This is a genomic window from Candidatus Accumulibacter phosphatis (assembly GCF_012939955.1).
In the GTDB taxonomy this organism is placed as follows: domain Bacteria; phylum Pseudomonadota; class Gammaproteobacteria; order Burkholderiales; family Rhodocyclaceae; genus Accumulibacter; species Accumulibacter delftensis.
Window position 1 is genome coordinate 1 of sequence record NZ_SPMY01000006.1, and the last position, 22,570, is coordinate 22,570.

A 22,570-nucleotide genomic window follows, 5' to 3' on the forward strand; every position below is an offset into this window, starting at 1 on the left:
GGCAGGGGGAAGAGGGAAACGGTCATGACTTTCATGATTTGGGGTGTCTCCACGTGTCATGACCGTTAATGTGAAAGTCGCGCAAGCGACTCACGAAACTCCCTTCTCCCCTCGCGGGAGAAGGGGCGGGGGTGAGGCGGGGAATTCAGGGAGCATGCTCCCTGCCCGTCGAACGATTCCGGCGTGCAAGCCGGAATGCGCACTGCAAGTGAGAGGGGGGACGGTCATGAATTTCATCATCCGGGGTATCTCGACTGACATGATCGTTAGCGTTGGTTGGTCGTGGGCAGCATTGTGCTGCAAAAGAGAAATTCGCCCAATGGTCGTGTGCATGCCCTGGCGAAGTGCCGGTGGTGAATGGCACTGATCACGATCGGCCGCACATCATCACGAGACGTTCCTTCAGTTTCGACCAGCGCTGTTGCACCTGCTTGCCCTTGACCGCCATGGCCAGCGCTCTTTTCTGCCCGACCAGCACGACCAGCGCCTTGCCGCGGGTGATACCGGTGTAGATCAGCTTGCGCTTGAGCATCATGTAGTGCTGGGTGGAGACGGGAATGACCACCACCGGGTACTCGGAACCCTGTGACTTGTGTATCGTCGTCGCGTAATAGAGGACCAGTTCGTCGAGTTCGCCAAACGGATAGTTGATCTCCCGGCCATCGAAAGCCACCGTAAGCTCCTTTTCGTCGGCACCGAGGGCAGTGATGAAACCGATATCGCCGTTGAAGACGTCGCGATCATAGTTGTTCTCGATCTGCATGACCTTGTCGCCGACGCTGAAGCGGTTGCCGAACTTGTCGATGCTGTCTTTGCCGGGCGGGTTGAGCACCGCCTGCAGGGCCTGGTTGATGCTACGGGCGCCGGTGATGCCCCGGTTCATCGGGCATAACACCTGAATGTCGCGTAGCGGATCAATCTTGAACCTGCCGGGCAGGCGAGTCTGTACCAGATCGACGACAGTCTGCGCGATGGCTTCCGGTTCCTCGGCGGCGACGAGGTAGAAATCCGAGGCTTCGCCTTTCGCGGGCAGGCTGGGAAAGACGCCCTGGTTGATCTGGTGGGCACTGCGAACGATGCGCGAGGCTGCTGCCTGGCGGAAGACTTCAGTGAGCCGGACGACCGGAACCGCGCCCGAGTCGATGACGTCGCCGAGGAACTGCCCCGGGCCGACCGCAGGCAGTTGATCGACGTCGCCCACCAGAATCAGCGTGCTGCTGGTGGCGACAGCGCTGAGTAACTGGTTTGCCAGCGGCACGTCGATCATCGAGCATTCGTCAGCCACCAGGAGATCGCATGCGAGGGGGTTGTCGGCGTTGCGTTTGAACTGGCCGTTGAGCGGATTGATCTCCAGCAAGCGATGGATGGTCTTCGCTTCCAGTCCGGTCGATTCGCCGAGACGCTTGGCGGCGCGTCCGGTGGGTGCGCAGAGCAGGGGCTTGACGCCCTTGGCGGCCATGATCGTCAGAATCGAATTCACCAGGGTGGTCTTGCCCACCCCGGGCCCGCCAGTGATGACCAGCAGTTTGCACGACAGAGCCAGACGGACTGCCTGCTTCTGGCTGTCGGCCAGTTGCATGGCCAGTTTCTGCTCCACCCAGGGAATCGCCTTGTCGCCCGCGAAGGTCGGCAGGGTCGTGACTTCGCTCTTGAGCCGCTGAATCTGAGCGGCTATCGACTGCTCGGCGTAGTACAGCGGTGCCAGAAACACACAGGCTTGTCCTTCGACGGTGTCGGGTAGCAGGGCCTTGTTGGCGATCTCCTGGGCAATGGCCGCCTCGATGATCGCTGCCGGGATGTCGAGCAACTTCACCGCCAGGGGCACCAGTTCGGCATACGGCAAGCCGCAGTGGCCGTGCCGCGAAGCTTCGCTGAGTGCATAGGAAATGCCGGCCTGGGCACGCAGTGGAGAATCCTTGGCGATGCCGACTTTCCGGGCAATCGTGTCGGCCGACAGGAAGCCGATACCGCGGATGTCCTGGGCCAGGCGGTAGGGATTTTCCTTGACGATGGCGATGGCTGCCTGGCCATAGGTCTTGAAGATGCGCACCGCACGCGAGGTCGATACCCCATGCGCGTGCAGGAAGACCATGATCGCGCGAATGACCTTCTGGTCGGCCCAGCCGGAGGTGATCTTTCTGGCGCGAATATCGCCAATGCCGGGAATTTCACGCAGGCGCTGTGGCGAGTGCTCGACGACATCGAACACCGCCGCGCCGAAGGCCGTCACCAGTTTTCCGGCATAGACCGGGCCAATGCCTTTGACCATGCCTGACGCGAGGTAGCGCTCGATGCCCGTCAGCGTCGTGGGCGGCGAGATCTTGACGAACAGCGCGCGAAACTGACGACCGTGCTCGCGGTCGGTGACCCAGTGCCCGGAAGCCGCTGCGTACTCGCCGGGTGAAACGACCGGCGTGTGGCCGATCAGGGTGATCAGCTCGCGCTCGCCCTTCACTTTCAGGCGCAGGACGCAGAAACCGTTCTGCTCGTTGTGAAAGGTGACGCGTTCAACCAGGCCGGCAAGGCGTTCGAGTTCGGAGGAGGGGGATATGGTGGCGTAGTCGGACATGGCGAATTGGCGGAGTGCAGGCCGTGCGCTGAGGCGACTACACGCTGTTCTCAGCCCATGGCTGGTCGCCGATGCTCCGAGTTTAGGCGATGGCCAGCGGTCGGGCCATGCCTGCTAGCCAAATATGGTCTGCATTTGCTGAGCGTCGCGGTCGATTTCCGGCAGGAGGTCGGCGAAGCGCTTGCGAAAGGCCTCTGCTTCGTCGGCATTCGGGTTGACGTCCTGAGCTAGCCATTCAAAATCCGTGCCGGCCAGGATGCTGCCAATATAAACGACGTCTGCGAGTGTCCGTATCGGGTCTGGTGCTGGTCGCAGCTGATCGTGATCGATTGTCGCGTCGACGATTTCCTCAGGCATGCCGAGGGCGCCGAGCAGCGAGACGCCGATGCTTTCATGCCATTGCATGATCAGGAACCTCATGCTGTCGGGGCGGGCGCACAGCTCCGGGTATTGAGCAGCGCGGTAGAGCATGTAGAAAGCCCCGAGGTCGTGGACCAGGCCGGCCAGCAGGGCTGCGTCCTGATTGATCCGCGTGTGGGCGCGGGCAAGAACGCGCGTTGCCGCCGCGCTTTTCAGCGAGTGCGTCCAGAGGGCGACGGTGAGGTCGTTGAAGATCGCGACATCCCTGGAGCGCACGAGCTGGCGCATGGCGATGGCCAGCGCCGTGGTGCGTACCAGATTGAGGCCCAGGCGGGTGATCGCTGCCTTGAGATCCTGCGCCGGCGCGCCACCCGCCTGATAGAGAGCGGAATTGGCCAGCTGCAGCAGTTTGGCGGCGATCAGGGGTTCCAGGCTGACGATGCTGCTGATGCGTGCAAGCGGCAGGTCGGGATTCTGCAGTTCCCGGCGCAGGCGCAAAGCGGCGTCGAAGCTGGTAGGAAAGACGACATCCCCTTTTCCCAGTTCGTCGGCGATGTCCTTGATCATCTGGAAGCGCTGCGCGCTTAGTGCTTGTCCATGCTTGTCGGCATTTGGGTCTTGCTTTGGATTCATGACGGGTGCGGGCCTTTCTTGTCTGGTGCAGCGTTGCGGACTCGGTCACCAGTCATTGAAGGTGCCGAAGGCGATCGATTGCAGGCGCCGACGGAAGCGTGTGCCGATCCGCGGGTCGGACGATAGTTCCAGAATTCGCGCTTGCGCGATGTTGTCGGGAAAGTGCTCAAGGGTGTCAATGATCCGGCGCAGGTAGCCGCGTGTGGCGTTCGAGCCTTTGACGCGAAGCAGTTCCGATGCGAGCGCATCGACCGTTGCCGCCGTGGGAAACGCGGTGAGCGCTTCTGCGATTGCCGTCAGGCGCGCGTAGTTGTCGGAATTCTGCCTGAGCAGACCGAGCAGAAACACGCCCGCTTCGACCCGCCCCCCATGACACAGCGAATTGAGCAGCTTGCAGCCGTCCCTGAACAGGTCTTCGTTCGCCGAGAGCGATTGCTGGAAAATGCTGCCAATCGGGACACGTGAGAGGTCCAGGCTGTCCTCGTTCAGCCACGACGGCAGGCCGGTGGTAAATTGGGGATTCCTGGGAAAGGGAAGGAGCGAACGGCGGCTTATTGAAAAGCGCAGGCACCCGGACCATCCGGGTGGCCGCAACTGCCACAGGAGCTGGGCATGGCATGGGCACGCGATGCCGAGTTGCCTGGCGCGGCAAAAGCCGACAGCTTCTTGCGCAACTCGCTGCTGTGGCAGTCCGGGCACTCCGGCGCAGGTGATGACTGACGGACCAGCTTCTCGAACTCCTTGCCGCAGGCGGAGCACGCGTATTCGTAGATGGGCATGATGTCGATACTCCCGATGATTTCGCGATGATGCCTGAAAATCGGCTTGTCCGCAGAAAGCGTGCTCAAGCAGCAGTAATTCGCAGTCAGTTGAAGCCAGCCATCACCGTAATCCTCACCGGGCGTTCGCGGTGCCATGGCGACCAACGCCAGGGCGGTCATCAAGATTTCCTGCATTTTTCGTGGAGTGAATGGAGGCAGGGGCAAAGCTTCCGTAGAATGGGAAAAAAAATGATCAGGGAAGCGCCGTGGCCACTACTCGCAAGAATTCATCCTCGACCTTGTTCACATTGAATGTCGAACTCGTCGATACGACGCCTCTCATCTGGCGCCAGATCGTGATCAACGGAGACGCGAGCTTCGCCATGCTGCACCACGTCATTCAGGCCGCGATGGGCTGGCAGGATGTCCATTTGCACGAGTTCCGGGTCGGCAACATGAGAATCGGTGTTCCGGATGCGGAGTACGATGAGCCCGACCAGCCGGTTGCCGTCGAAAAGCGCATCCGACTCGACCGTCGCCTGGCGATGGGCAGCAGCTTCACTTACCTCTACGACTTTGGCGACAGCTGGGAACATCGCATCAGCGTCGAGCAGGTTCGCGCCCGCGATGATCGCTACAACGACGGACCCGTCGCCGGGGTCGAGGCGGGCGAGCGCGCATGTCCGCCCGAGGATGCCGGTGGCGTTGGCCGCTACCAGGAGTTCGTGGAGAGCTTCGAGAGCGATCCTTACGGAGAAGAGACCGAACAGATGCGCACCTGGGCGGGGCTGGACTTCGATCCCGCACGCTTCGATCGGCCCGCAGCGAACGCGGCGATCAGCCGCATGCTCTCTAACGGCTGGATCAAGTAAGCTGACGTTGGCGTTGGCGGCCGCGCCGCAGCGACGGATGACGAGAGGCGGTCGGTAAGCTATTGCTCGCCGTCGGACCGGGCGCACCAGTCGATGCGGCGCTCGGGACAGAGGGCGCCGGCGAGCGCGGTGACCTATGCCCGTCGCGGCGGCTGGAACTACCTGCGGAAGCTGGCTTGGACTTCGCCATGACGCGGGCACGTCGTTAGATGGTCGTTGACCATGCCCGTCGACTGCATGAACGCGTAGCAAATCGTTGCGCCGACGAACTTGAACCCGGCTCGACCCAAGGCCTTGCTCATGGCCTCCGAGCGTGTGCTCTTGGCGGGTACCTCGGCCATTGTCGTCCATTGATTCTGAATCGGGGTGTCATCAACGAAATGCCATAGAAAATTGCTGAACGACTGTCCGTCGCCGGTGAGTAGAAGGTAGGCTTTGGCGTTCTGGATGGTTGCGGCTACCTTGGCGCGATTTCGAACGATCCCCGCATCGGCCAACAATGCGGCAACTTTTCGGTCGTCATACTCGGCTATCCGCGCCGGATCAAAACCATCGAAGGCACGGCGATAGTTTTCTCGTTTTTTGAGGATCGTCGCCCAGGACAAACCGGCCTGCGCTCCTTCCAGGATCAGCAGTTCAAACAGGGATCGATCATCGTAGAGCGGCACGCCCCATTCCGAATCATGGTAGTCACGGTAAAGGTCGAAACCTTCGCACCACGGACAAGCTTGCATCGCGATCAACTCGGCGCCCAAAGGCTCAGTGTACTGCCAAGAGGGCGGGGAGTGCCCGTGGCTGCTTCCTGGCCTGCCAGGGCGATTCATACCTCAGCCACCTGCCTGGGGTTGCTTCTTGCGACAGACTCAAGCCAGCCGTTCGATCTTGAGGCTGGCCGTCTCGATGTGCTGCTCCAGCGCGGTGATGCAGGGTCCAAATCGGTTACTTAACCCACGACCCCGGCGAGGAACGCGCGCGCCAGTGCTTCTGCCCGTCGCCAGGTTTCGTTGGCCACACTGGCGTGAATGCTTGCTTCGGAGAGGGTGTCAGGAAGCCGGCCACCACTTCGGGGTGCGAAAGTCATGGGCGTCATGTCGTAGGCTGGCGCAATGTCATACGGCCGACCATCGTCGGAGACGAATGACAAGTTCCCGTTGTGCATATCGGAGTTGCCGATGAGGGTGCCAAAGGCCCACAGGAGATCTGCCCCGTCGGCTGCTTGCGGACGAATTAGGCCGTCAACGGCAAGGTGGCGCGCTATGGCAGGCCAGCCACCTGTTCCTGCCCCGACGAATTCGGCATTCAGCACGGCCAAAGAGATCAGCGCACGCCGGCCCAGCTTGCCGGTGCGATCAAAACGTTCGACCTCGAGGAAGCGCTGAGCGCCGTGGTCCAATATCTGCGTCTTGGCAGCAGGAACGCCAGCTTCGCGCAGCGTGTTCAGCGCGAGGTGTTCGGCCATCAGCAGATCACGCCAGCGCTCGCTTACGGGCCCTTCCTCGATCTCGCTGAACTTCACGATAAGGTGCCGAGGGCCATCTGGCGTCATGGCTCTGGTGGTGAACTTCGGCTGTTCGCCCCCGCTGACGATCCAGGTAGCTCACCGCGCGCGGCCTCTAGTCCGAACGCAACGCCTTCGTGAAGGGTGCCAAACGTGCCAGCGCACAGGCGGGACTGGTGGCCCTGCAGAACTGGGTCAAACGCCACAAGCTCAGCATGTTCGTCACGCTCACTCTGGAGGAGGCGGTCATTGTCTGCGCCATCGACGAAGAGGCCAAAGCCCAAGATAGCTTGCTCGACGGCTGCTACCTCCTGGAAACCAACGTCCCGGTCGACTTGATGGATGCGAAGACCGTGGATGAGCGCTATCGCGATCTGCAAAAAGTCGAACGTAACTTCCGCACCGTGAAAACCGCGGCTTGTATCGGCGTCGCTCGGCCGGTAGATTAACGTAGTTCCGTGTGCGGTGAATACGGTTACCGGTCTCGAGGTCGCGCGTCTCGGCCTGGACGGTGGGAAAGATCACCGGGATGTCGGTGCTGGCGGGGTTGCTGTGCAACTGCTCATGGACGCTGTAAGCATCCAAGCCGGGCATCATCCCGTCGAGCAACATCAGGTCCGGTCGTGGCTCGACAGTCGCAGCACGCAATGCGCGCTCTCCGGAATTTTCGGCGCGTACCTGATAGTCCGCCTGGTCTTTGATTATCTGCGGATGACCAGAAACTCGGTCGGAAACGCCCAAGCGTGGGGCGGTGCGGAGAACAAATTTAGCGTGAGGTTGGCGGTTGACGGCCGTGCATTCGGGCGTATATATTGCTGTTCTCGGGAGGGTGTTTCTGGCCTCTCGCCACCGCTGCAAGCAGCCTCAGAAATATCTTCTTCCTCTCGTTCGGCTTACATGAACACACCACCATTAGTGGCATGTGAGCAGAGTCCAGGAATTCGCATCTTTACTTTTCGAGCGTGTAGACATGTCACCAGATTGCTATCCGCAGGCTGGTCGTGGCTATTCCAATAGCTGGGCGCATGTTGACGATGAGCTTGGTCGGCTCGACTTGCGCATCCGCATTGCCGTGCTCCGGCGCCAAGGCGAGGAGCGTGCGCATTCGTCGTATAGCGAACTACAGTCGGGAACTGTCCCAGATTCGGTAGCGTATTTTCCGGCGCAAGGCAGCGACGCCGTCATGGAGAAAGCACTGCTTGACGCGCTCGTCGCGCGCGGTCGGGACATCGAACAGAAGCGTCGCGCGAGTCAGGCTGCGGGAACTCACTTGGCCCTGCCACGTTTGGCAGACATCTTTCGGCTCAGCACATTCGAGGAGCAGTGCCTGCTGACATGTTTTGCCATCGAGATCGACGCAAGATACGAAAAGCACTACGCTTTCCTGCAGAATGACGTGGCTCGGAAGCACCCAAGCGCGGCGCTGCTTCTGGATTTGCTTTGTCCCAACCAGGGCGAAAGACAGGCTGCCCGCAGGGCATTTTCCGTTCAATCACCGTTATTCGAGTACAGGCTTCTCCAGGTGGCCGACGCGAGGGGCGACGCCGTGTCGCCGTCTCTCTCGCGTGCGCTCTACATCGATCAAAGAATCGCCAATTATCTTCTTGGCATCACGTCGATCGACGATCGGCTTTTGCCTGTCGCCAGGCTGATCACCAACGACCCACGGCTGGCCTCGCTACCCGTGTCCTTGGCGAAACTAGCCGACAGGATGAAGGCGTTCGTCCGCCATCACCTGGCCTCCAGCGAAGCGCCGAAGGGCCTCGCGTTTCATCTTTACGGCGCGGACGTAGCCGCGCAGCGCGCCGCCGTCGAAAGCATTTGCCGCGATCTTGCGCTTTTGGTGGTGTTCGTCGATATCGAGAAAGCGATGGCGGCGGGGCCGACTTCAAGCGAACTGCCCTGGCTGATCGGACGCGAGGCTGTTCTGCTGCCGGCGGCCATCTGCATTGAAAGCACAGACTCTTGGCTTGATGATGCCAAGAGCTTCGCGCAGCGCGAAGCGTGGTTCACCGCCATCCGTGGCTTCTCGCAACTCACGTTCTTGTTGGGAAGATCCTTATGGTCTCCCGGCAAGCTGAGTGAGGGACTGATCTATATCGAGATCGCTTTCCCGACACCCGCTGTTGAAGTCCGCAGATCTCTTTGGGAAGACCACCTCGCGGCGCGCCAAGTCCATGCCACCATAGACCCTGGCGTACTGGCGAGCCGCTTTAGATTCAACGCCGAGCAAATACGAAATGCTCTCGATGCGGCCGAAACGATTGCCTACTGGCGTGACCCCGCGCGACAAACCGTCACCGCGGAGGATATCTCCGAGGCCTGTCGTGCGCAGGTCTCGCTGAAGGTCTCAGGCCTAGCCGTGAAGACCGCGCCGGTGCACAAATGGGACAATCTGGTCCTGCCGCCAGATCACCTGCGGCTGCTGCGGGAGCTGTGCAATCAGGCCCGGCACAGGCACATCGTCTACGGTGACTGGGGATTCGAGCGCCGGCTGTCCCTCGGCAAAGGCCTGAACGCCCTCTTCACAGGGCCTCCCGGTACCGGCAAGACAATGGCAGCCGAAGTCATCGGCGCCGAGCTCCAAGTTGATATGTACAAGATAGATCTGTCGCAGGCGGTGAGCAAATATATTGGCGAAACGGAGAAAAACCTGGACCAGATGTTCCGGGAAGCCGAGTCGGGCAACGCCATCTTGTTTTTCGACGAGGCAGACGCGCTTTTCGGCAAACGTTCGGAAGTCAAGGATGCCCATGACCGGTATGCCAATATCGAAACCGGCTACCTCCTGCAGAGGATGGAGCAGCATGAGGGCATCGTGATCCTGGCGACCAATCTTCGCAATAATCTCGATGAAGCTTTCTGTCGCCGCATGCACTTCGTCGTTGAGTTTCCGTTTCCGGACGAGGAGCACCGAACCAGGCTATGGGAGGGGCTTTTCCCTGCCGACGTGCCCAGGGATGAGGAGATCGACTTCCGGTTCCTGGCGAAGCAGTTTAAGGTGCCGGGCGGGAACATCAGGAACATCGGACTATGTGCGGCGTTCCTTGCAGCCGCGGAAGGCACGGGTCTGACGATGCCGCATCTCATTATGGCCACCAGGCGCGAGTACAAGAAGCTGGGCTGGCCGTGCACCGCGAACGACTTCGGTGCCTACCACCACCTGATCAAGGCTCTCGATGGCTGAACAAATCGGAACAATCATCTCCTCGGCAGGCAAAACGATGATCGATCTGCTCAAGAGTCAGGCCGGGTTCGCTGACGGCGACATCGTCATGAAGTCGCCGGTGGACGCCGCCACGTCGGCCAAGGTTGCCCTGTTCCTGTTCCAGGTCCAGCAGAATTCGTACCTGAGGAATGCGGAACAGCAAGAGGTTGGCGTGGACGGCCTGCGTCCGCCGCCGCTACCACTGGATCTTTTCTACCTGGTCACCGCATTGTCCCAGGATCCCGATACCGCCCTGGGCCACCTGGAGTCCGTGATGCGCGTGTTCTACGACCATCCAGTACTGAAACCGCCGTTGCTGCCGCCAACCATGGTCGATGCCGGCAACGAGGCCGTGCGGATCACGCCCCATCCGTTCTCGTTGGAGGACATGAACCGGCTATGGGCGATGTTCCCCAACAAGGCCTTCAGCCTGTCGGTGACCTACGTGGTATCGCCGGTACAGGTGCCGTCATCGAGGATCGCGCCCATCAGCCGTGTCGTGGAAAAAACTATCAGGGTTGGATCACGGTGAAAGTAACGAACAATCGCGCCACCGACGAAGAAAATTCACGGTGTGACCATCGCGACGTACGGCTGGGGTAAATCACCAACACATATCGCGCCAACTCAAGGAAGGATGTTCATCATGCCAGTCATCAAGAACAGGCTGTTTCAACCGACCGGCGCCCTGCTCCGCGACGGCAGGATGCTTCATTTCCAGCCACGAGAGGAGTGCGGTGTCTCGGCAACCGACCTCGATTCCCCACATGTCCAGAGTCTGATTGAGAGCGGGCAGTGGGCGTTGCGGGAGCGCGATGGGCAGGGAAGTGCGGCGGCCTCACCCGAGCCGACGGTCGAGTCGACGCTTCCCGCGCCATCGGAATCCGAACCTGCACAGGCGCCGGAATCGCCCCGCCCGAAGCGGCGGGCCGCTCAGCCCGGCGCTCGACACGAGGAGGAAACGGAATAAAGCCTGTCGTCGCATTGCAGTAACACCTAACCCGGGAAAAGGAGAGTTGCCATGCCAGAGTATCTTTCGCCAGGAGTCTATGTTGAGGAAGTTTCATCGGGAATCAAGCCGGTCGAAGGGGTGGGAACCTCGACCGGAGCATTCGTCGGCATCGCCCAGCGCGGACCAATCGGTAAGCCCCGGTTGATCACCAACTGGACACAATTTACCGCCACCTTCGGCGGCTTCGTTGAGAATGGGTATTTGGCTTATGCGGTCTACCAGTTCTTCAGCGAGGGCGGTACGCGTTGTTATGTGATCCGTGCGGCCAAGGGGAGCGCGACGACGCTCAAGAAGGCCGAGACCGCGGCTATGGGCAGCTTGGTCGTGCGCGCCAACTCGGAGGGCATCTGGGGCAACGCGTTGAGCGCCGTGGTGGCCGACGAGACCACGTTGCCGGGAGGTAGTGTGCGTATCGATTACTTCCAGCTGAGCATTGTTTATGATGGTGCCGTCGTCGAGGCCTTCGATAACGTCACGCTGGATGAAGCAAGGCCAGATCATGTTCTCAAGCGCGTGGACTCGAAGTGGGTGGAAATGGTCGACAACGGCGCTACCCGGCCACCCAACGGCACCACCCCTCTGGCCGGGGGCCTGGATGGCGACACGCTGCTGAGCTCCGATTGGGCTGGCGCCACCGGCTTCATCAACTCCTTCGATCCGGTGGACGACATCAACATCGTCGCCATTCCGGATGCCCTCGGCAATGCCACCGTCACGCAGAACGCCTATACCTATTGCTATAACCGCAAAGATTGTTTCTTTGTCGCGGACACACCCCAGAACCTGGATGCGCAAGGGGCCGCCGCCTTCAGGATGGTAACCGGAAACTTCAATTCCTCGTACGCAGCCATCTACTATCCCTGGATCTCCATTTCCGATCCGCTCACCGGCAAGAGCAAGCTCACTCCACCCTCAGGCGCCATCGCCGGCATCTACTCCCACACCGACGTGGCGCGCGGGGTCCACAAGGCCCCGGCCGGCATCGAGGTGGGGTATCTGAAATCGGCCATCGGGCTCGAGCGTGTGATCACCAAGGGTGAGCACGACACCCTCAATCCGATCGGCGTGAACGTCATTCGTTCCTTTCCTGGCGCCGGTAGCGTCGTCTGGGGCGCCCGCACCTTGTCTGCGGACTCGGAATGGAAGTACGTCAACGTGCGCCGACTGTTCCTGTTCCTCGAAGAAACGATCGACGAGGGCACCCAGTGGGTGGTATTCGAGCCGAATACACCGATGCTGTGGGGTAGGGTCAAACGCAATATCACGGCATTCTTGACCAACGTGTGGCGCGACGGGGCCCTATTCGGCACCAGCGCAGCGGAGGCCTTCTTCGTGAAAGTGGACGCCGAAAACAATCCACCCGAGGTGGTGGACGCCGGGCGTCTGATCATCGAGGTGGGTGTGGCGCCGGTCAAGCCGGCCGAGTTCGTCATCATCCGCATCAGCCAGAAGACTTTGGGCAAAGCCGGTTAACTTGATCGAGGAGGAACTTCAACATGGCACGCAAAGATCCCTATCGTAACTTCCGCTTTCGCGTCGAAATCGACGGCATTAACCAGGCCGCGTTCGCCGATGCCGTGATTCCGGACTCGACCACGGCGCCGATCGATTACCGCGAAGGCACCGACCCGGTGCATAACCGCAAGCTTTCGGGTCAGACCACTTACGGCAACGTCACTCTCAAATGGGGTCTGACCGATTCCATGGACCTCTACAACTGGCGTAAGCAGGTCATCGACAAAGGCGCGCAGGACAATCGAAAGAACCTGTCGCTGGTGCTGATCGACGAGGCCGGCGACGACAAGGCGCGCTGGAATATCATGGAGGCCTGGCCCACCAAGTACGATTCCAGTGACCTGTCCGCCAAGGGTGCCGAGGTGCTGATCGAGAGTCTGGATCTGGTTTGTGAGGAAGTCGTTCGGGTTCAGTAATTAATCAAGGCGCCTTTTCGGCGCCGACAAATCAGGCCACCGGTTTCTGCCGGTGGATTATGACTTGCATCGTGACCGGCAAGGAAGCGCGTTATGGCACTGCAGACCGAGTATGAATTCATCCTTCCCAAGGGTTATCTGGACCCGGATGGCAACCTGCACAAGGAAGGCGTGATGCGGCTGGCGACAGCCGGCGACGAGATTCTGCCAATGAAGGATGCGCGGGTGCAGCAGAATCCCGCGTACCTGACGATCATCCTTCTGTCGCGGGTGATCACTCGGCTGGGAGAAGTCAAGATGGTCAATACCCGGGTCATCGAGGGCCTGTTTGCGGAGGACCTCAGTTACCTCCAGGGCATCTACCGGCGCATCAACGAGCAGGGGTCGAATACCCTAACAACGGTGTGCCCCAAGTGCGACCATCAGTTCGTCGTAGAGGTGGAGCCGGGGGAATAACCGGCTACCCCCTCGGTGCACTATACGAGGAGGTAGCCTTCCTGGCTTATCACCTGCACTGGTCGTATGCGGAGATATTCGAATTAGAGCATCGGGACCGCCATCGCTGGTGTAATGAGGTCTCGGCCATCAACAAGAAGCTCAATGAGCAGTACGAGCGGAGGTAATCATGCCCGTTTCAGGCATCAATGCCACGATGACCATCGCCGGCCGTGCCCTTGGTGCGCGCCGGGATCCCTATGGCGCGTATAACTTCCTGGTCGAGATCGAGGGAATCATCGCCGGCGGATTCAGCGAGCTGTCGGGTCTGGATATGAGTACCGAGGTCGAGTCGATTCGCGAAGGCGGTGTAAACGACTACGTTCACAGGCTTCCCAAGTGGACCACCCAGAGCGACCTGGTGCTGAAGAAAGGCCAGACCGATCACGATCTGCTCTGGAATTGGTATGCAGATGTGGTGGCCGGCAAGGTCGAGCGCAAAAACGGCAGCATCTATCTGCTCGACTCCCAGGGTATTCCTGCGATGTGGTGGGATTTTTTCCAGGCCTTCCCTGTCAAGTGGTCCGGACCGACTCTCAACGCTGCATCTGGGCAGGTTGCCTTCGAGACTCTGACCCTGGCGCACCACGGCCTGACCAAGTCAGCGCTAAACCAGGCCCTGTCCGGCGTTCGTGGCGTTCTCGGCGTCGTCGGTTCGGTTGGTTTCTAGAATGCACGACTACTCTGCAAGAGGGGCATCAAAGGAAAGCAACATGACCCCAGATGACCCTCGGGACGATCGAACCGCCGCCACTTACGGGCACCCTGTACCCGTCATCCAGGCGACAGGCCCGGCAGTAGCAGCGACGTTTGCCGCACGTGTTTTCGGCAAGTATTTCGTTGCGCCGGTTATCCGGCGCGGACCGTCGTTGGTGCTGCGCATGCTGCAACCCGCTGGCATTGCCGGTGATGCCAGCACGGGAAAGAAAGGGCCAACCGCTTTGGACGGCGTAACCGAGGCGCCGGCGCGACCGGCTGTCCGGCTGGCGACCAGCCTCGATCGTCAGTTGGTGAGGCCATCGCACGGGGCCTCGGCGACGTGGACGCCGGGCTGGTCATGGCCACAGCCCGTGTTTATGGGACGTTTGCTGGTGCAACGCAATCCGCTGATTGTCGCCACGGCGCCGCTTGCGCCGGCTGCGATGACCGTTGTTGCACCATGCGCGCTGGGCGTCCCCCTGACGATGACCCGTCAAGCCACCGCAACGGCCATTGCACTGCCTGGCGCGGATCGCGCGAAGATCCCTGCCGATACTGCAACAACCCTCGCTGAACACGGGATGGTGGTTCGCCGCCCGACCACCAGCGCTGGCCTGAGTCCCGTCGCTGATCCTCGTCACGTCACAGCCACGGCCTTCCGATCCACTACTGCCGAGCGCATCCTGGCGTCATCCACAGCCACCGCGCATGAGGTGCCACCCAGTATGCACGATCCTGCCGCTGGTCGCGCGCCGACGCTAGCGGTACCCGTAGTCGCCCGTAGCGGCGCTCCGTCGTACGCGGCCTCGCGTCCTGCGTCTGGCCTGCTTCGGCAGGTTTCGATGGCGGGCGATCAGCGGCTCGTGCAACGCAAATTGCTCGCCCTGCCCAGGCTTGGTACGCCGGTCACCGCGGCTATTGGCGGATCGTTCGGTGGCCCGTCATTCGGCGTGAGGTCGTCTGCAGCAGCGCCGGAGCACAACTATCCAGCAGCGTCGGCGATCACCGCGACGCCAAGCAGCGATGGCACGCGGCAGTTGACCTCCACGCTGCCGCTGACGATATCTGCGGCTGGCCGCAGCGCCTTGCCGGCTGCGATGACCGTTGTTGCACCATGCGCGCTGGGCGTCCCCCTGACGATGACCCGTCAAGCCACCGCAACGGCCATTGCACTGCCTGGCGCGGATCGCGCGAAGGTCCCTGCCGATACTGCAACAACGCTCGCTGAACACGGGATGGTGGTTCGCCGCCCGACCACCAGCGCTGGCCTGAGTCCCGTCGCTGATCCTCGTCACGTCACCGCCACGGCCTTCCGATCCACTACTGCCGAGCGCATCCTGGCGTCATCCACAGCCACCGCGCATGAGGTGCCACCCAGTATGCACGATCATGCCGCTGGTCGCGCGCCGACGCTAGCGGTACCCGTAGTCGCCCGTAGCGGCGCTCCGTCGTACGCGGCCTCGCGTCCTGCTTCTGGCCTGCTTCGGCAGGTGTCGATGGCGGGCGATCAGCGGCTCGTGCAACGCAAATTGCTCGCCCTGCCCAGGCTTGGTACGCCGGTCACCGCGGCTATTGGCGGATCGTTCGGTGGCCCGTCATTCGGCGTGAGGTCATCTGCAGCAGCGCCGGAGCACAACTATCCAGCAGCGTCGGCGATCACCGCGACGCCAAGCAGCGATGGCACGCGGCAGTTGACCTCCACGCTGCCGCTGACGATATCTGCGGCTGGCCGCAGCGCCTTGCCGGATGCTCGGACCACTCCCGAGCGATGGCAGCCGGCTCGGGCGTTGATCATGCCCAGACAGATCCTTGACCGTCCGTTAGTGGCCGGGCTTGAGCGGCGTCATGACCTAGGTGATGTCCTGCAAGCGCCGGATATGACCGACCTGGTGGTCGATGTGCCGACGGCGGCGCAGCCAGCAGCCGGCACGCGCCCGATGGCCACCGAGCTTACCCTGCGGACCTCGTTTGCGGAAGAGAACCCGCTTCCGACGCTTGTGGCCGCGACCTTGGGCGCAGCCACACCAACTCCGACAGCACTTGCCACGCACCAGGACCTGAGCAGTAGCCAGGGGGGCAAGGTATCGTCGATGTCGATCGAGTTCCTCGCCGACCGCGTTTTCAGCATACTCGAGCGGCGCCTGGTGGTGGAACGGGAACGGAGAGGTATCCGATCATGAATCCCGGCGCAGATCACAAAGCGCAATTGCTGCCGCTCAACGCGAACGGAAAGCCGATAGCTGGTGCCGGAATTACGGTGCAGTTCAACCCGGCGACCTACTCGAACACCTGGAACATCACCTGGAACGAAGTCGGGCAAAGCCTGCAGTGGACGAAGACTACGGCAGGCGATCTCGTGCTCACGTTGAACTACGACAGCTACGAGGCACGTACCGATGTTCGCGAGAAGACAAAACACTTCAAGGAACGGCTTGACCCGGGCCAATCGAAAACGGGCCAGGCCGTGGGTTGCCTGTTCCAGTGGGGAAAGAGCACCTACAAGGGGGTCGTGGTGAGTCTCAAAGAAGACTTCTCTTTGTTTCTCGCTGACGGCACTCCGGTCAGATCGGTGCTGACGCTAACGCTCAAAGCGTGGCCGCAATCCAGTTGAGGGTGGCCACGGCGGCAAACGGAGAAATATCAGGATACCGGCAATGATCACATCGACGATGGTTTGGACAGTAAAGTCAGGGGACACGCTGCCAATGATTGCTGCGCAGGTCTACGGTGACCCGCGTCTGTGGCGGCCAATCGCTGACGCCAACGGCATCGCCGACCCCTTGCGATTTCCAGTTCAACAGGACTTTGGCCGCCTGTTGCTGGTACCTGCCCCGAGAGCATGAGCGCGCCCGTCACGCCGCTGGTCGGCATACCGCGATTCACGTTGTCGATAGCCAAGGTCGCAGCTGACCCGGCGCTGAAGGCCGACATCGGCTCGGTAGAGTTGTGCGAGGACCTCAACATGCCGGCGATGTTGAGTTTCTCGGTCAATCTCTGGGACGGGATGCGCATGCGCCTGAATGAAGCCTATCTCGACCAGTTTGCGCTGGGTACGCCGCTTGAAATGGCACTCGGCATCAATAGCGAGACCGCTGTATTTACCGGTGAGGTCACTGCCCTGGAGCCCGCGTTCGGCGGCATCGACGGCCCCGACAGCTTGCGGGTTCGGGCCTACAATCGCCTGCACCGGCTTCAGTTCGGGAACCGCCAGCGCACTTTTCAAAACAAGACATCCAGCGACATCGCCGCCGAGATCGGCAATGCGATTGGCTTGACCGCCGCGGCCGAGAGCACTACCGAAAAACATCCGCACGTCACGCAGAATAACGAAACCGACCTGGCGCTCCTGTTACGCCTGGCTTGGCCGCTCAACTATGAGGTGTCGGTTGAGGACAAGACACTCTATTTTCGCAAGCCCAAGCTGCAGGACGATCCCGTTATCAGCCTGACCTATCGCCGCGACCTGATCCAATTTACGCCACGCCAGCGGGTCATAGCCGACGGCGCCAAGGTCGAGGTGCGTGGCTGGGATGTAAAGACCAAGAAACTCATTCTGGGCAAAGCAGGGGCTGGCGACGAAACAGCGAAAATGGGTGGCAAGCAGACCGGTGCCGAATTGTCGGCTGCCGCCTTTACGTCGGCGACACGCACCATTCCGGGGCAGATCCTGGCCGACGCCGATGCGGCCGCCCAGATGGCGAAAGCCTGGTACAACCGCCAGCAAAGCAACTTCATCGAGGCGCAAGGGGAATGCGCGGGATCGCCCCTGATCCGCGCCGGCAAGACAATCGATATTGCCGGCGTCGGCAAGGCATTCAGCGGCCCCTATTACGTCGTATCGGCCCAACACACGATCGGGCCGACCGGCTATCGTACTCGCTTCGAAGTTACGAGGAATTCCGTATGAGTCTATGTCAGCAGCTTATCGGCGCCGCGAATGCTCCTGCAGGCAGCGGCGAACACGGCGGCCGAGATGTCACCGCTCCAGTATCCGGAGCAGGGGTCGCCATTGGCGTTGTCACCAACCTCAAGGACCCGGACAACCTCGGCCGCGTGCGGGTGAAATTTCCCTGGTTTTCCGAGGATGACGAGAGCGAATGGGCCAGGGTGGCGACGCTGATGGCCGGCAAGGAACGCGGCAGCGTGTTTCTGCCCGAGGTCGATGACGAAGTTTTAGTGGCCTTTGAGCACGGCGACATGCGCCGACCGTTCGTGATTGGTGCGCTATGGAACGGCGTCGACGTCCTGCCGCCGGAGTTCGCGAACGATGGCAAGAACAACGTCCGGCTTATCAAGTCGCGCAGCGGCCACATCATCAAGCTTGACGACACGGATGGCAGCGAAAAAATCGAGGTCATCGACAAGACCGGCAAGAACTCCGTGGTCATCGATAGCAAGGAAAACACGATCACCATCACCACCGACAAGGACCTCGTGCTGAACGCGCCGCAGGGCAAGATCAGCCTGATCGCCAAAGAGCTGGAATTGAAATCCAGCGCAGCGATCAAGGTGGAAGCCGGTTCGGAAATGAATATCAAGGCCAGTGCCACCATGAATTTGCAGGGCGCGACCGTCAACATCAACTAGGAGATGGTCATGGGACAAGCAGCGGCAAAAAAGGGCGACCAGGTGATGGCAACCGATATCCACATCGTGATGATCCCGGCCGGTCCTGCGCCGGTGCCCACGCCCTTGCCGCATCCCTTTGTCGGGATCATCGACGGCGCTCTCAGCGCCGATGTGAATATCATGGGGATGGCGGCGGCGACCGTAGATTCCACGGCCTCCAATACCCCGCCGCACATTCCCCAGGGCGGCCCATTCCAGAATCCGCCCGGCAACAAGGCCACGATCAAGGTCGGCAGCACCGCCGTGAAGATCAACGGCAAAATGGCGGCCCGCAACGGCGACATGGCGACGACCTGCAATGATCCTTCCGACCTGCCGGCCGGAACCGTACTTGCGGTTGGCACCGTGTTCATCGGGTAAGCGCGGCCATGGCGGAACGTGACTTTCTCGGGGTCGGTTGGCGATTCCCGATTGCGGTCGCTGCGGGACCCGACCGCATCACCCGTATTGCAGTGTCCGCCTACGAACAATCGATCGAGGAGTCGATCCGGATCGTGCTCGGCACTCCGCCGGGCGAGCGACTGATGCGCTCAGAGTTTGGCTGCGATCTGAATCGCCTGGCGTTCGCCCCGAACAATACCTCGACCGCCGGCCTGGCAATCTTTTTTGTCCGCGAGGCGCTCCAAAAGTGGGAGCCCAGGATTGAACTGCTCCTGGTGGACGCACAGGCGGATTCCGATTCCGATGCCACGCTGTTGATCAGCATCGACTACCGCGTCATCACAACGAACCGCGAACACAACCTCGTTTACCCCTATTACCTGGGGAGGGAATGACCTTGTCCGCGAGCCATCCGCCCATTGATCCGCGGCGCGCCAAGCATTTTCTGATCGAAATGATCCGGAGGATCCCGGATCGGTTCAAGGAGTGGAAGTCGGCGGCAGAGGTTAGTGGTGACGACGACCAGATCCTGAGTGTTGCCGATGACAAGAGCGACTTCGGCATGGCCCTGTTGAAGCTGGCCGCGCACATGGGGGAAACGCTCACCGGTCAGATCAACCGCGTGCCGGAAAAGAATTTCCTGGCGTTTCTGGATTTTCTGGGAATAGACCGAAAGCCACCCCAGCCGGCGCGCGCGCCGCTGACCTTTGTCTTGTCCGACAAGGCTCCGACCGACCGACTGGTGCCGAGAGGCACGCAGGTGGGTGCCGCCAAACGCGAGGATGTCGTCTTCGAGACGGAACTGGACCTGATCGTGACCCGCGCCACCTTGGCGGGAGCGTTCTCGGTGGACCTGCGCAAGGACCGCTACATCGAATTGAGCGGACTGCTTGCAGCTCCTGACGCCGCTGGCCTGGAAGTGTTTGGTGATGCGGGCGGGCCGTCTGCGTGGCAAGCGAACCCGCATGCGCTCTACATCGGGCACGACAGCTTGTACGCAAATGCCGACCGGGCGGGGGCGGGCTTGACCGTTGAATTCACTCTGGCAAAGGACGATCAGTTGCCGATCTTGCGCTGGGAGTATTCAACGGCTGCGGGTTGGCGGGAGCCGGAAGAGGTGACTACAGGCAATTCAGGATATTCCCTGAAGACACCGGGCATTGCCCCGGTGACGGTTGCCGGCCACGATGACGTCGGTGCCATGGTCAGCAGATCGAGCTATTGGCTCCGGGCGAAGACCAACGACGCCGTGCCAGTGCAGGTCAGCAGTATTGCCGTCGGCACGGTGATCGACGATCGGCTGGTACCCGCATACCTGGCCTTTTTCAACAATGTTCCTTTGGATATCAGCAAGGATTTCTTCCCGTTTGGCGAACGTCCCAAATTCAACGACACCCTCTATATCGCCAGTCTCCAGGCACTCAGCATCCCCCATGCCCTGATCACGCTGGACGTGGACCTGTCGCAAGCGCTTCCCCAACCGGTCGAGACGGTGAGTCTGGCCTGGGAGTACTGGGACGGTTCCATCTGGCGCATTGTCGGCACGACCACGCAGGGCGGTGCGCCCACCGCGGGTGACTTCGAATTTTCGGACACCAGCCAGGCCTTTACACAAGCTGGTGCCGTCACTTTCCGTTGCCCGCCGATCGTACCAACGTCGGTCAATGGCATCGACGACTACTGGATTCGCATCCGAATCATCGCGGGTGATTACGGTAGGGAAGCCGGGTACCAACAGACGGCCAATGCCGCTCTGCAGCAGGATTTGGCGGAAATCGAAACCGATTCCAAGAAGTACCAGAGCATCCTGGCCTTGCTGACAAAGAACGGACTGGTCGATACCTTCATGTACGTCGCCGCGACTTTCGCGGTCCCGTCGATCAAATCCATGGATCTCAGCTATAGCGTGACGAGCAGCGGGAAGGCGCACGCCCTTTTGACGGAAAACAGCTTCACCTATCGGGACGTGACCGCGCCCGGTCCGTTTCAACCGTTTTTCGGATGGAACGAAAACCGGCCCGCGCTCTACCTTGTATTCGACCCCGTCACCACCCCGACCGGCACCGCGCTGAGCATTTACCTACAGGTCGTGCAGCCGCTCTATGGATCTCGACAGCCGGCCCAGGCCATTGGGTCGGCAGGCGCAGCGATCGTCGTCTGGTGGTATTGGAACGGCACGGACTGGCAGCGGTTGCCGGCCGAAGACGAGACGACAAATCTCACCCGCAGCGGGCTCCTGCGCTTCATCTCGCCGGCGAATGCAAGGGAGCGATATCTGTTCGGCAGGAAGGGCTTGTGGATTCGCGCCAGCCTCGAGTCTGGCGGCTACGCTGCACCACCCCGACTGGGCGCAATCGCCTTGAACACGGTCTGGGCCAGCCACGGCGTAACCTTCAGGGACCACATCCTCGGCTCGAGCAATGGCGACCCCGATCAAAGGTTCCAGTTCGCCAAGACGCCGATACTGGCGGGCCAGATCATCGAGGTTCGCGAGCCCACGCCGCCGGGCGACGCGGACCAGCAGCGTATTGCGGCTGACGAAGGTCCGGACGCGGTTCGCACCGTTACCGATGCCGCTGGCAATGTCATCGAAGTCTGGGTGCGCTGGCATGCCGTGTCGGCAATGAGCCTATCGACACCTGCCGATCGCCATTATGTCGTGGACCACGTAACCGGCACCATTACCTTCGGCGACAGTGTGCACGGCCGGATTCCGCCGGCAGGCAAGGACAGCATTATGGTCAGGATCTACCGCGCGGGTGGCGGCGCCAAGGGCCAGTGTGCGCTGCGCACCTTGACCGAGTTGAAAACCACCATCCCTCTCGTCGACCAGGTCTTCAACCTCGAAGCGTCGCACGGCGGCGCGGATGCGGAAGCCATCGCCAATGTGGCGATCAGTGGTCCTTTGCGCATCAAGAGCCGGAATCGCGCCGTCACCGTCGAGGACTACGAATGGCTGGCGCGCGAGGCCGCGGGAGAGGTCGCGAAGTCCCGCTGCCTGGCACTGACCAGTGCAGATTCCCTGACCAAGGACAATCGTCAGGGCACTGCGCCGGGATGGATCACGGTGATCATCGTGCCGCACGGGGACGAGGACCAGCCGCTCCCGACCGAGAACCTGCTCCACACCGTCAAGGACTTCCTGACGGATCGAGCGCTGGCGACCCTGGGCAGCCGCATCGACGTGATCGGTCCGCGCTACGTTCCCATCGACGTCGCAGCAGAAGTGATCCCCCTGCGCATCGAGGAGGCGAAGGCGGTCGAGAAGCGGGTGTTCGACGAGTTGCGGGCGTTCCTGCATCCGCTGAGTGGTGGCCCGGATGGCGAAGGTTGGGAATTTGGTCGCGCCATATATTTATCTGAAGTTGGCGCTGTGGTGCAGGGAACCGAGGGCGTGGACCGGGTGCGCAATCTGAGCATCCGCAAATCCGGCAGTGATCGACCGCAGGAACGTATCGCAATGGCTAGCAACGATCTGGCTGCATCGGGACACCACACCATCGTGGCGACGGGAGCTTAGTC

23 protein-coding genes and 2 pseudogenes are annotated in these 22,570 nt (G+C 61.1%); 18 read left to right on the plus strand and 7 right to left on the minus strand.

Translation table 11 applies throughout. From position 1 onward, the window contains the following. Positions 1-367: 367 nt before the first annotated feature. The 4 genes from E4Q23_RS01960 to E4Q23_RS23460 all read right to left on the minus strand — a co-directional run bounded on the left by E4Q23_RS01960 (position 368) and on the right by E4Q23_RS23460 (position 4,503). Positions 368-2,569 carry an ATP-dependent RecD-like DNA helicase gene (locus tag E4Q23_RS01960; RefSeq protein ID WP_169065080.1) on the minus strand — a complete coding sequence of 734 codons (2,202 nt, stop codon included), beginning with the start codon at positions 2,567-2,569 and terminating at the stop codon, positions 368-370. Between the two features lie 114 nt (positions 2,570-2,683). Then, a complete protein-coding gene (locus E4Q23_RS01965; RefSeq protein WP_169065081.1) occupies positions 2,684-3,562 on the minus strand; it encodes an HDOD domain-containing protein in 879 nt (292 codons plus the stop codon). A gap of 45 nt (positions 3,563-3,607) precedes the next feature. Further along, complete coding sequence (locus tag E4Q23_RS01970) at positions 3,608-3,910, minus strand: hypothetical protein (protein WP_169065082.1); 303 nt, start codon at positions 3,908-3,910, stop codon at positions 3,608-3,610. Between the two features lie 203 nt (positions 3,911-4,113). Continuing rightward, on the minus strand, positions 4,114-4,503 hold the full coding sequence (locus E4Q23_RS23460) for an FmdB family zinc ribbon protein (RefSeq protein WP_248595193.1): 390 nt from the start codon (positions 4,501-4,503) through the stop codon (positions 4,114-4,116). 86 nt (positions 4,504-4,589) lie between these two features. Between E4Q23_RS23460 and E4Q23_RS01980 the strand changes: the two genes are divergently transcribed. Continuing rightward, on the plus strand, positions 4,590-5,195 hold the full coding sequence (locus E4Q23_RS01980; RefSeq protein ID WP_169065083.1) for a plasmid pRiA4b ORF-3 family protein: 606 nt from the start codon (positions 4,590-4,592) through the stop codon (positions 5,193-5,195). 158 nt (positions 5,196-5,353) lie between these two features. Here E4Q23_RS01980 and E4Q23_RS01985 read toward each other — a convergent pair whose 3' ends face one another. Then, the gene (locus E4Q23_RS01985; protein WP_169065172.1) at positions 5,354-5,929 is read right to left on the minus strand and encodes a DNA-3-methyladenine glycosylase I; all 576 of its coding nucleotides are present in this window, start codon (positions 5,927-5,929) and stop codon (positions 5,354-5,356) included. Between the two features lie 209 nt (positions 5,930-6,138). Next, positions 6,139-6,741 carry a HipA domain-containing protein gene (locus tag E4Q23_RS01990; protein ID WP_336511587.1) on the minus strand — a complete coding sequence of 201 codons (603 nt, stop codon included), beginning with the start codon at positions 6,739-6,741 and terminating at the stop codon, positions 6,139-6,141. 71 nt (positions 6,742-6,812) lie between these two features. Between E4Q23_RS01990 and E4Q23_RS01995 the strand changes: the two are divergent. Then, positions 6,813-7,106: pseudogene (locus E4Q23_RS01995) on the plus strand (transposase); the annotation flags it as partial. Positions 7,107-7,188: 82 nt separating this feature from the next. Here the strand turns inward: E4Q23_RS01995 and E4Q23_RS24475 are convergent. Continuing rightward, positions 7,189-7,551, minus strand: a pseudogene (locus E4Q23_RS24475) (response regulator); the annotation flags it as partial. Positions 7,552-7,663: 112 nt separating this feature from the next. Between E4Q23_RS24475 and E4Q23_RS02005 the strand changes: the two are divergent. From E4Q23_RS02005 to E4Q23_RS02075, 16 genes are all read left to right on the plus strand, one after another. Further along, on the plus strand, positions 7,664-9,880 hold the full coding sequence (locus tag E4Q23_RS02005) for an ATP-binding protein (RefSeq protein ID WP_291998432.1): 2,217 nt from the start codon (positions 7,664-7,666) through the stop codon (positions 9,878-9,880). Continuing rightward, positions 9,873-10,433 (plus strand): Pvc16 family protein, encoded by a 561-nt coding sequence (locus E4Q23_RS02010; protein ID WP_169065085.1) that lies wholly within the window; start codon positions 9,873-9,875, stop codon positions 10,431-10,433. Before E4Q23_RS02005 ends, E4Q23_RS02010 begins: the two co-directional genes overlap by 8 nt. 114 nt (positions 10,434-10,547) lie before the next feature. Next, positions 10,548-10,871, plus strand: coding sequence for a hypothetical protein (locus E4Q23_RS02015; protein ID WP_169065086.1), 324 nt, complete (start codon positions 10,548-10,550; stop codon positions 10,869-10,871). Positions 10,872-10,922: 51 nt separating this feature from the next. Beyond that, positions 10,923-12,386 (plus strand): phage tail sheath family protein, encoded by a 1,464-nt coding sequence (locus E4Q23_RS02020; RefSeq protein WP_169065087.1) that lies wholly within the window; start codon positions 10,923-10,925, stop codon positions 12,384-12,386. A gap of 23 nt (positions 12,387-12,409) precedes the next feature. Further along, positions 12,410-12,844: a phage tail protein gene (locus tag E4Q23_RS02025; protein ID WP_169065088.1), complete on the plus strand. Its 435-nt coding sequence runs from the start codon at positions 12,410-12,412 to the stop codon at positions 12,842-12,844. Positions 12,845-12,937: 93 nt separating this feature from the next. Beyond that, complete coding sequence (locus E4Q23_RS02030; RefSeq protein WP_169065089.1) at positions 12,938-13,300, plus strand: phage tail assembly protein; 363 nt, start codon at positions 12,938-12,940, stop codon at positions 13,298-13,300. Further along, the gene (locus E4Q23_RS24745; RefSeq protein ID WP_336511588.1) at positions 13,258-13,467 is read left to right on the plus strand and encodes a DUF6760 family protein; all 210 of its coding nucleotides are present in this window, start codon (positions 13,258-13,260) and stop codon (positions 13,465-13,467) included. Before E4Q23_RS02030 ends, E4Q23_RS24745 begins: the two co-directional genes overlap by 43 nt. Positions 13,468-13,469: 2 nt before the next feature. Continuing rightward, the gene (locus E4Q23_RS02035; protein WP_169065090.1) at positions 13,470-14,009 is read left to right on the plus strand and encodes a phage tail protein; all 540 of its coding nucleotides are present in this window, start codon (positions 13,470-13,472) and stop codon (positions 14,007-14,009) included. Positions 14,010-14,052: 43 nt separating this feature from the next. Then, positions 14,053-16,218 (plus strand): hypothetical protein, encoded by a 2,166-nt coding sequence (locus tag E4Q23_RS02040; RefSeq protein WP_169065091.1) that lies wholly within the window; start codon positions 14,053-14,055, stop codon positions 16,216-16,218. Beyond that, positions 16,215-16,649, plus strand: a complete 435-nt coding sequence (locus E4Q23_RS02045; RefSeq protein WP_169065092.1) for a hypothetical protein — start codon at positions 16,215-16,217, stop codon at positions 16,647-16,649. The genes E4Q23_RS02040 and E4Q23_RS02045 overlap by 4 nt, the downstream gene beginning before the upstream one ends. 43 nt (positions 16,650-16,692) lie before the next feature. Further along, on the plus strand, positions 16,693-16,881 hold the full coding sequence (locus tag E4Q23_RS02050) for a LysM peptidoglycan-binding domain-containing protein (protein WP_169065093.1): 189 nt from the start codon (positions 16,693-16,695) through the stop codon (positions 16,879-16,881). Next, on the plus strand, positions 16,878-17,945 hold the full coding sequence (locus E4Q23_RS02055) for a phage late control D family protein (RefSeq protein WP_169065094.1): 1,068 nt from the start codon (positions 16,878-16,880) through the stop codon (positions 17,943-17,945). The genes E4Q23_RS02050 and E4Q23_RS02055 overlap by 4 nt, the downstream gene beginning before the upstream one ends. After that, positions 17,942-18,625, plus strand: coding sequence for a phage baseplate assembly protein V (locus tag E4Q23_RS02060; protein ID WP_211203596.1), 684 nt, complete (start codon positions 17,942-17,944; stop codon positions 18,623-18,625). The genes E4Q23_RS02055 and E4Q23_RS02060 overlap by 4 nt, the downstream gene beginning before the upstream one ends. Positions 18,626-18,634: 9 nt before the next feature. Beyond that, positions 18,635-19,027 (plus strand): PAAR domain-containing protein, encoded by a 393-nt coding sequence (locus E4Q23_RS02065; protein WP_169065095.1) that lies wholly within the window; start codon positions 18,635-18,637, stop codon positions 19,025-19,027. 8 nt (positions 19,028-19,035) lie between these two features. Next, on the plus strand, positions 19,036-19,443 hold the full coding sequence (locus E4Q23_RS02070) for a GPW/gp25 family protein (RefSeq protein WP_169065096.1): 408 nt from the start codon (positions 19,036-19,038) through the stop codon (positions 19,441-19,443). Between the two features lie 2 nt (positions 19,444-19,445). Beyond that, positions 19,446-22,568: a putative baseplate assembly protein gene (locus E4Q23_RS02075; RefSeq protein ID WP_211203597.1), complete on the plus strand. Its 3,123-nt coding sequence runs from the start codon at positions 19,446-19,448 to the stop codon at positions 22,566-22,568. The last annotated feature ends 2 nt before the right edge of the window (positions 22,569-22,570 follow it).